At 40.4% G+C, this 8,309-nt stretch carries 6 protein-coding genes; 5 read left to right on the top strand and 1 reads right to left on the bottom strand.

Going from position 1 to position 8,309, the window contains the following annotated elements:
* Positions 1–168 precede the first annotated feature (168 nt).
* Positions 169–1,155, bottom strand: coding sequence for an L-lactate dehydrogenase (locus K1I71_RS02015; RefSeq protein ID WP_000204728.1), 987 nt, complete (start codon positions 1,153–1,155; stop codon positions 169–171).
* Positions 1,156–1,349: 194 nt separating this feature from the next.
* Between K1I71_RS02015 and gyrA the strand changes: the two genes are divergently transcribed.
* The 5 genes from gyrA to K1I71_RS01990 all read left to right on the top strand — a co-directional run bounded on the left by gyrA (position 1,350) and on the right by K1I71_RS01990 (position 8,299).
* Positions 1,350–3,818, top strand: a complete 2,469-nt coding sequence (gene gyrA, locus K1I71_RS02010; RefSeq protein ID WP_223330077.1) for a DNA gyrase subunit A — start codon at positions 1,350–1,352, stop codon at positions 3,816–3,818.
* Positions 3,818–4,561: a class A sortase gene (locus K1I71_RS02005; RefSeq protein WP_033686926.1), complete on the top strand. Its 744-nt coding sequence runs from the start codon at positions 3,818–3,820 to the stop codon at positions 4,559–4,561. Before gyrA ends, K1I71_RS02005 begins: the two co-directional genes overlap by 1 nt.
* 142 nt (positions 4,562–4,703) lie before the next feature.
* Positions 4,704–5,501 carry a formate/nitrite transporter family protein gene (locus K1I71_RS02000; protein WP_000254773.1) on the top strand — a complete coding sequence of 266 codons (798 nt, stop codon included), beginning with the start codon at positions 4,704–4,706 and terminating at the stop codon, positions 5,499–5,501.
* A 147-nt stretch (positions 5,502–5,648) separates the two neighbouring features.
* The gene (locus K1I71_RS01995) at positions 5,649–6,929 is read left to right on the top strand and encodes an O-acetylhomoserine aminocarboxypropyltransferase/cysteine synthase family protein (RefSeq protein ID WP_223330079.1); all 1,281 of its coding nucleotides are present in this window, start codon (positions 5,649–5,651) and stop codon (positions 6,927–6,929) included.
* A gap of 95 nt (positions 6,930–7,024) precedes the next feature.
* Positions 7,025–8,299, top strand: coding sequence for a DUF2130 domain-containing protein (locus K1I71_RS01990; protein WP_223330076.1), 1,275 nt, complete (start codon positions 7,025–7,027; stop codon positions 8,297–8,299).
* The last annotated feature ends 10 nt before the right edge of the window (positions 8,300–8,309 follow it).

Here is an 8,309-nt window from a genome sequence, read left to right as displayed (position 1 = left end):
ATGTGCCAACTAAATGAGACACATACAGTTGATTTTTTCTTTTGTGATAAGAGTGGAGTTTTTAGAGGTGCCCTTATGTTGTTTTTTACGTAAACTTCATAAAATGTTTAGTTCAAATACAGATAAAAAATAACTCCCTGATGACTCAAGGAGTTATTACTATCTAAATTAGTTTTTAGAAGCAGCTTGGAATTCTGGGTTTTTCCATGCTTCATCAATAATAGCTTGCAATTCTTTAGCAGATGCTTGCATTTTTTGAGTTTCTGCATCGTTCAATGGAATGTTTACTGGACGAACAATACCATGTGCACCTACAACAGCTGGTTGACCGATAAAGACGTTTTTAACTCCGTATTGACCTTCTTGGAATACTGAAAGTGGAAGTACTGCGTTTTCATCGTCAAGGATTGCTTTAGTAATACGAGCAAGGGCTACTGCGATACCGTAGTATGTTGCACCTTTTTTGTTGATGATTGTGTAAGCTGCATCACGAACACCTTCGAACAATTCAATCAATTCAGCTTCTTGAACGTTTTGAGTGTCTTTAAGGAATTCTTCAAGGTTTACACCAGCGATGTTAGCGTGTGACCAAACAGCGAACTCAGAGTCACCGTGTTCACCCATGATGTAGGCGTGCACTGAACGAGCATCAACATCCAATTTTTCAGCAAGTGCTTGACGGAAACGAGCTGAGTCAAGTGAAGTTCCTGAACCGATAACGCGTTCTTTAGGGAATCCAGAGAATTTCCAAGTTGAGTAAGTCAAAACGTCAACTGGGTTAGCAGCAACAAGGAAGATACCTTTGAAACCTGATTCAACAACTTGAGTTACGATTGATTTGTTGATAGCAAGGTTTTTACCTACAAGGTCAAGACGAGTTTCACCTGGTTTTTGAGGTGCACCTGCAGTGATTACAACAAGGTCAGCGTCTGCACAGTCAGAGTATTGAGCTGCATAGATTTTTTTAGGTGAAGTGAAGGCAAGGGCGTGACTAAGGTCAAGCGCGTCACCAACAGCTTTTTCATGCAATTGTGGAATTTCGATAATTCCAAGCTCTTGTGCAATTCCTTGGTTAACAAGTGCAAAAGCGTAAGATGAACCTACAGCACCATCTCCGACAAGGATAACTTTTTTGTGTTGTTTAGTTGAAGTCATTGTTCTAAACATCTCCTTAATTTTATTCAGGGATTTCCCCAGTTATTTCAATTTTATCACTTTTGAAAAGCTTTGTCACGGATATACATTTCAGTTCTTGATGTAAACGTTTTAGTGGTTTTAGATACCTGAAATATGGCGGACATTATGGTATAATATAGTTAATTAGTAATAGTGAAATGAGGCATTTATTAATGCAGGATAGAAATTTAGTGAATGTCAATCTGACAAAGGAGATGAAGACGAGCTTTATCGACTACGCCATGAGTGTTATCGTAGCGCGGGCTCTTCCTGATGTTCGAGATGGCTTAAAACCCGTTCACCGTCGGATTCTCTACGGAATGAATGAACTGGGTGTTACTCCAGACAAACCTCATAAAAAATCTGCTCGTATTACAGGGGATGTCATGGGTAAATATCACCCACACGGGGATTCCTCTATCTATGAAGCCATGGTTCGTATGGCTCAATGGTGGAGCTATCGTTACATGCTTGTAGATGGTCATGGGAACTTTGGTTCCATGGATGGTGATGGTGCTGCCGCCCAGCGTTATACTGAGGCACGTATGAGCAAGATTGCTCTAGAGATGCTTCGTGATATCAATAAAAATACTGTTGATTTCGTTGATAACTATGATGCCAATGAACGTGAACCCTTGGTCTTGCCAGCACGCTTTCCAAATCTTTTAGTTAATGGAGCAACTGGTATTGCGGTTGGGATGGCAACCAATATTCCACCTCATAACCTGGGTGAAACCATTGATGCAGTGAAGTTAGTTATGGACAATCCTGAAGTGTCCACTAAGGACTTGATGGAAGTCTTACCTGGGCCAGATTTTCCAACTGGTGCCCTTGTCATGGGGAAATCAGGTATTCATAAGGCTTATGAAACAGGTAAAGGTTCGATTGTTCTTCGTTCTCGTACTGAAATTGAAGAAACTAAGACTGGCCGTGAGCGTATTGTTGTAACAGAATTTCCTTATATGGTCAATAAAACAAAGGTGCATGAGCATATTGTTCGTTTGGTTCAGGAAAAACGCATTGAGGGCATCACAGCAGTTCGTGATGAGTCAAACCGCGAAGGGGTTCGTTTCGTAATCGAGGTCAAACGCGATGCCTCAGCCAATGTTATCCTCAATAACCTCTTCAAGATGACCCAGATGCAAACTAACTTTGGTTTCAATATGCTTGCTATCCAAAATGGTGTACCCAAGATTTTGTCCCTTCGTCAGATTTTGGATGCTTATATTGAGCACCAAAAAGAAGTGGTTGTTCGTCGGACACGTTTTGACAAGGAAAAAGCGGAAGCGCGTGCTCATATTTTAGAAGGTCTCTTGATTGCGCTAGACCATATCGATGAAGTGATTCGTATCATCCGTGCTAGTGAAACGGATGCGGAAGCACAAGCTGAGTTGATGAGTAAATTCAAGTTATCTGAACGTCAAAGTCAAGCCATTCTTGATATGCGTCTTCGTCGTTTGACAGGTTTGGAACGCGATAAGATTCAGTCTGAGTATGATGACCTCTTGGCTCTGATTGCAGATTTAGCAGATATTCTTGCTAAGCCCGAACGTGTTTCTCAAATCATCAAAGATGAATTAGATGAAGTCAAACGTAAATTTGGTGACCAACGTCGTACTGAATTGATGGTCGGTGAGGTCTTGAGTCTTGAAGATGAGGATCTAATTGAAGAAGCTGATGTCTTAATCACTCTTTCTAACAAAGGATACATTAAACGTCTGGACCAAGCTGAGTTTACCGCTCAAAAACGTGGTGGACGTGGTGTTCAAGGAACTGGTGTTAAGGATGACGATTTTGTTCGTGAGTTAGTGTCGACTAGTACCCATGATCACCTGCTCTTCTTCACAAATAAAGGACGCGTCTATCGCCTGAAAGGCTATGAAATTCCTGAGTATGGTCGTACTGCTAAGGGATTGCCAATTGTCAATCTTTTGAAATTGGATGAAGGTGAAAGTATTCAGACCATCATCAATGTTGAATCTGAACGCAGCGATGATGCTTACCTCTTCTTCACAACTCGTCATGGTATTGTGAAGAGAACCAGCGTTAAGGAATTTGCTAACATTCGTCAAAATGGACTTAAGGCTTTAAACCTCAAGGATGAAGATGAGTTGATTAATGTCTTGCTGACAGAAGAGGACACGGATATTATCATTGGTACCAAGTTTGGTTATTCAATTCGCTTTAATCAATCAGCCGTTCGTGGTATGAGTCGTATCGCCACTGGTGTGAAAGGTGTTAACCTTCGTGACGGAGACACAGTTGTTGGTGCTAGTGTGATTACAGACCAGGACGAGGTTCTTATCATCACAGAAAAGGGCTATGGTAAGCGCACAGTTGCGACCGAATATCCAACTAAAGGTCGTGGTGGTAAAGGAATGCAAACCGCTAAGATTACAGAAAAGAACGGTTCTCTTGCTGGTCTTATGACCGTTAAAGGCGATGAAGATTTGATGATTATCACTGATACTGGTGTCATGATTCGAACCAACGTTGCCAATATTTCACAAACAGGTCGCTCAACTATGGGAGTTAAAGTGATGCGCCTGGATCAAGATGCTAAAATTGTAACCTTTACTACGGTTGCAGCAGCAGAAAAAGAAGAAGTTGGGACAGAAAACGAAACAGAAGGTGAAGCATAATGTCTCATAAAAAGAATAAAAAGAAAACAAACCGTAAAAATTTACTAATCAATATCTTGGCAGGATTCTTAATCATCTTGTCAATAGCTTTGATTTTCAATTCAAAAATTCGTGATATGTTCATGGTTTGGAATACCAATAAATACCAAGTCAGCCAGGTATCAAAAGAAAAATTGGAAGAAAATCAAGATACAGAAGGGAATTTTGACTTTGATTCCGTAAAAGCCATCTCGTCAGAAGCTGTCTTGTCCTCACAATGGGATTCGCAAAAATTGCCAGTTATCGGTGGAATTGCTGTCCCTGAGGTAGAAATTAACTTGCCTATTTTTAAAGGGCTTGATAATGTCAATCTCTTCTATGGAGCCGGTACAATGAAGCGTGATCAAGTGATGGGGAAAGGAAACTATACCCTTGCGAGCCATCACATCTTCACGGCGGAAAACGCCAGCCAAATGCTCTTTTCTCCATTATCACGCGCTAAAAATGGGATGAAAATTTATCTTACTGATAAGGATAAAGTTTATACCTATGAAATCCGTGAAGTGAAGCATGTGACTCCAGATCGCGTTGATGAGATTGATGACCGTACCGGAGTTGATGAAATCACACTTGTAACCTGTGTTGACTATGATGCGACAGAACGTATTATCGTAAAAGGTGACTTGAAAGATACAAAAGATTATTCACAAACACCTGAAGAAATTCTAACAGCTTTCAATCAACCATATAAACAACGTTATTAAAGATAAATCAGTAAAATCTTATGTTTTACTGATTTTTTATAGATTGCGTTTCAAAATAAACTGTTATGAAATACAGAAAACGTTTCCTTAATTCTAAAGTTTGTGATATAATTATCAGGTAAAAAAATTTTAGGAGTTTATTATGGTTTCTTCAGAATTTATCTCAAAGATTGAATTTGCTTGTAAGAAGAAAGAAAGTCTTTATAGTCAAAGCAAATTTAAGTATGCGATTCGTTCTATGTTCGCAGGTGCATTTTTAACCTTCAGTACAGCAGCTGGTGCAGTTGGGGCTGACTTGATTAATAAAATTGCACCAGGTAGTGGACGTTTCCTCTTCCCCTTTGTCTTCGCTTGGGGATTGGCCTACATTGTTTTCTTGAATGCCGAGTTGGTAACATCAAACATGATGTTCTTGACTGCTGGTAGTTTCTTGAAAAAAATCTCTTGGAGAAAAACAGCTGAGATTTTACTTTACTGTACCTTGTTCAACCTTATTGGGGCCTTGATAGCAGGTTGGGGCTTTGCTCATTCGGCAGCCTATGCACATCTGACTCACGATAGTTTCATCTCAGGGGTTGTTGAGATGAAGTTAGGCCGCTCAAATGAATTAATCTTGCTTGAGGCAATTTTGGCAAATATTTTCGTAAATATTGCGATTCTTTCATTTGTTTTGGTCAAAGATGGTGGTGCCAAACTATGGCTTGTGTTGTCAGCGATTTACATGTTTGTATTCTTAACAAACGAGCACATCGCTGCGAACTTTGCTTCTTTTGCGATTGTGAAATTCAGTGTTGCTGCTGATTCAATTGCTAACTTCGGTGTTGGAAATATGCTTCGTCACTGGGGTGTAACCTTCATTGGAAACTTCATTGGTGGTGGTCTCTTGATGGGTCTTCCATATGCCTTCCTCAATAAAAATGAAGATACTTATGTAGATTAAGAAAATGAGCACGATTGAGTCGTGCTTTTTTCATCTTTAAAATAGGGTAATAGCTATTTCTTATATCAAAATATAGAAAACTGATATTTGTAAACTATAACTTAAGGTGCTACAATATCCTTAATGAAACTATATGGAGGTCGCCTTATGACTCGTGATTTTAAATTTGAAACCTTACAATTGCATGCTGGGCAAGTAGTTGATCCAGCAACTAAGTCTCGTGCTGTGCCGATTTATCAAACAACATCCTTTGTTTTTGATGACACGCAGGAAGGTGCAGATCTTTTTGCCTTGAGAAAACCAGGGAACATTTATACTCGTATCACCAACCCTACAACAGCTGCCTTTGAAGAAAGAATTGCTGCTCTTGAAGGTGGTGTTGGAGCTCTTGCAACAGCATCAGGTATGGCCGCAGTGACTTATACGATTTTGGCGCTTGCCCATGCAGGTGACCATGTAGTAGCAGCATCAACTATTTACGGTGGAACCTTCAATCTTTTGAAAGAAACCCTTCCTCGTTATGGTATCACAACAACCTTTGTCGATGTGGATAATTTGGAAGAAGTGGAAGCAGCTATCAATGACAATACCAAGCTTGTTCTGATTGAAACCTTGGGTAATCCCTTGATTAACATTCCAGATTTGGAAAAATTGGCTGAGATTGCGCATAGACACCAGATTCCACTTGTTTCTGACAATACTTTTGCTACACCTTATTTGATTAATGTCTTTTCTCACGGTGTAGATATTTCCATTCACTCTGCGACTAAGTTTATCGGTGGACATGGTACAACTATTGGTGGAGTGATCGTTGATAGTGGTCGTTTTGACTGGGCAGCTTCAGGGAAATTCCCTCAATTTGTTGAGGAAGACCCAAGCTACCACAATTTGAGCTATACTCGTGATGTGGGTGCAGCAGCCTTTATTATCGCTGTCCGTGTCCAATTGCTTCGTGATACAGGTGCAGCCTTGTCACCATTTAATGCCTTTCTCTTGCTCCAAGGACTTGAAACCCTTTCACTTCGTGTGGAACGTCATGTACAAAATGCAGAGAAAATTGTTGATTTCCTTGTCAACCATCCTAAGGTAGAAAAAGTTAACTATCCAAAATTGGCAGATAGTCCTTACCATGCCTTGGCTGAGAAATACTTGCCAAAGGGTGTGGGTTCCATCTTTACCTTCCATGTCAAAGGTGGGGAGGCAGAAGCCCGCAAGGTAATTGATCATTTAGAAATCTTCTCTGACCTTGCAAACGTGGCAGATGCTAAATCGCTTGTTGTCCACCCAGCAACAACCACTCACGGTCAATTGTCAGAAAAAGACCTAGAAGCCGCAGGTGTTACACCAAACCAAATCCGCTTGTCAATCGGACTTGAAAATGTTGATGATTTGATCGAAGACTTGCGCTTGGCCTTGGAAAAAATTTAAAGAAAAAGAAGATAAACAGTGGGTTTTGACTCACTGTTTTTGATTTTCCCTCAGGCATGATATAATGGATAAAGAAGTCTAGAAAGAGGAACGATATGAACGAAATCAAATGCCCTAACTGTAGGGAAGTCTTTACAGTAAATGAAAGTCAGTATGCTGAACTTTTGTCCCAAGTGAGAACGGCAGAGTTTGATAAGGAACTACATGATCGGATGAAGCAGGAACTGGCCTTGGCTGAGCAAAAGGCCATGAATGAGCAACAGTCTAAACTGGCTCAAAAAGACCAAGAAATTGCGCAATTACAGAGTCAAATTCAAAACTTTGATACAGAAAAAGAATTGGCCAAGAAAGAGGTTGAACAGACAAGTAATCAGGCCTTATTGGCTAAGGATAAGGAAGTACAGGCCTTAGAAAACCAATTGGCCACCTTGCGTTTGGAACATGAAAATCAACTACAGAAGACCCTCTCTGACCTAGAAAAAGAACGAGACCAGGTTAAAAATCAGCTTCTTTTACAAGAAAAAGAAAGTGAGTTGTCTTTGGCTTCTGTTAGGCAGAATTATGAAGCTCAACTCAAGGCAGCTGGTGAGCAGGTGGAATTTTACAAGAATTTCAAAGCGCAACAATCTACCAAGGCAATCGGTGAAAGTCTGGAGCAGTATGCGGAGAGTGAGTTTAACAAGGTACGTAGTTTCGCCTTTCCAAATGCCTACTTTGAGAAGGACAATAAGGTCTCTGCGCGTGGGTCTAAGGGAGATTTTATCTTTCGTGAATCAGACGAAAATGGAGTGGAAATCATCTCCATCATGTTTGAGATGAAAAATGAGGCTGATGGAACAGAAAAGAAGCATAAGAACGCAGATTTTTACAAGGAATTGGATAAGGATCGCAGGGAGAAAAAATGTGAGTATGCAGTTTTGGTGACCATGTTGGAAGCAGATAACGACTACTTTAACACTGGGATTGTGGATGTCAGTCACGAGTATGAAAAGATGTATGTGGTTCGTCCTCAATTCTTTATTCAGTTGATTGGTCTCTTGCGGAATGCAGCGCTTAACTCGCTACAGTATAAGCAAGAACTGGCCTTGGTTCGGGAGCAGAATATTGATATTACTCATTTTGAAGAAGACTTGGATGCCTTCAAAGTAGCTTTTGCTAAGAACTACAACTCTGCTTCGACCAACTTTGGAAAAGCTATTGATGAAATCGACAAGGCCATTAAGCGGATGGAAGAGGTTAAGAAATTCCTAACCACATCTGAAAACCAACTCCGCCTTGCTAATAACAAGTTGGACGATGTCTCAGTCAAAAAATTGACCCGAAAAAACCCAACTATGAAAGCGAAATTTGAAGCACTGAAGGGGGAGTAGAAAGCAACAC

The sequence above is a fragment of the Streptococcus mitis genome (assembly GCF_019929545.1).
Taxonomy (GTDB): domain Bacteria; phylum Bacillota; class Bacilli; order Lactobacillales; family Streptococcaceae; genus Streptococcus; species Streptococcus mitis_BU.
This window is presented reverse-complemented; position numbering and strand designations above follow the sequence as displayed.

Coding starts and splice junctions, on each gene's coding strand:
- K1I71_RS02000 (WP_000254773.1), top strand. CDS start 4,704: ATGGTTTCTTCAGAATTTATCTCAAAGATTGAATTTGCTTGTAAGAAG.
- gyrA (WP_223330077.1), top strand. CDS start 1,350: ATGCAGGATAGAAATTTAGTGAATGTCAATCTGACAAAGGAGATGAAG.
- K1I71_RS02015 (WP_000204728.1), bottom strand. CDS start 1,155: ATGACTTCAACTAAACAACACAAAAAAGTTATCCTTGTCGGAGATGGT.
- K1I71_RS02005 (WP_033686926.1), top strand. CDS start 3,818: ATGTCTCATAAAAAGAATAAAAAGAAAACAAACCGTAAAAATTTACTA.
- K1I71_RS01990 (WP_223330076.1), top strand. CDS start 7,025: ATGAACGAAATCAAATGCCCTAACTGTAGGGAAGTCTTTACAGTAAAT.
- K1I71_RS01995 (WP_223330079.1), top strand. CDS start 5,649: ATGACTCGTGATTTTAAATTTGAAACCTTACAATTGCATGCTGGGCAA.